Annotated in this window: 2 protein-coding genes; both read right to left on the bottom strand. The window is 55.6% G+C overall.

Annotated features, from left to right (window positions below; all coding sequences use genetic code 11):
- Positions 1-41 precede the first annotated feature (41 nt).
- Complete coding sequence (locus ADK28_RS19890; RefSeq protein WP_048796463.1) at positions 42-581, bottom strand: phage virion morphogenesis protein; 540 nt, start codon at positions 579-581, stop codon at positions 42-44.
- The coding region (locus ADK28_RS32760; protein WP_048796462.1) for a hypothetical protein at positions 578-774 on the bottom strand (197 nt) is incomplete at its 5' end. The genes ADK28_RS32760 and ADK28_RS19890, both read right to left, overlap by 4 nt.

Genomic DNA, 774 nt, shown 5'->3' with positions numbered 1-774 from the left:
AAAAACGCACTGTGAGCGATACAGCGCGTTTTAGGAAATGGCTACAACAGGGACTTAAACAGGTACTCGGAGACGGTGGTGACGATTTTCTCCTCGTCGCTGTCGGTCAGTGCCAGGAAGGGGCGTGCAGGCATAGTGAAAGCGTGTGCGCCGATGGTGGCATCTATGCGCGCATCGGCGTAACGTTTTTTCGACATTTTCAATGCCCCCGTATTTTTGTTGCGCTTAAAATACAAGGAATGCTGCCGCTCTTTCTTCTTAATTTCCCCGCCGAACTGGTGAATAGCGGCGTACTTCACATTCGTGCCCACGGTGGCAGAGTCATTATCGCTGTACTCAACAATGCTACTGATAAGCCGCCCGGATCGCTGTAATATCTTGTGGTTATCATTGACACCTTTCCATTCTATGCGCTTGAGTCCCAACCACGCCGGCCGGCCCTGCTGCGCAAAGTTTTCATTCACAGCCTCATGCAGCTGTGCCGCTATATCCCGCATCAGTGGCTCACGGTGCGCGAGCCAGTCCAGCATATGATCCATACGCCGCTGCAGATCGGCGACATCCACCTTGATCTCAATCATTTCCACCCTCCCGACAAGACCGGCAAGCCGGTCAGTTGCGCCCGCGCAGTCACGTCCAGCGGACCAGACTTCACGACGTGGGGCTGACTGTTCGCCACACTGACGGCGGCTACATGCGCGTCCGTCTCGCTGTCTATGGCGTAATGCAGCAGCTGCGCTGCCGCATCCCAGACCACCACATCCGGGGAGTACA

Source organism: Serratia sp. 506_PEND, from assembly GCF_001076875.1.
Classification (GTDB): domain Bacteria; phylum Pseudomonadota; class Gammaproteobacteria; order Enterobacterales; family Enterobacteriaceae; genus Serratia; species Serratia marcescens.
The sequence above is the reverse complement of the archived record's forward strand: the minus strand, read 5'-3'. Positions and strand labels throughout refer to the sequence as shown.

Coding starts and splice junctions, on each gene's coding strand:
- ADK28_RS19890 (WP_048796463.1), bottom strand. CDS start 581: ATGATTGAGATCAAGGTGGATGTCGCCGATCTGCAGCGGCGTATGGAT.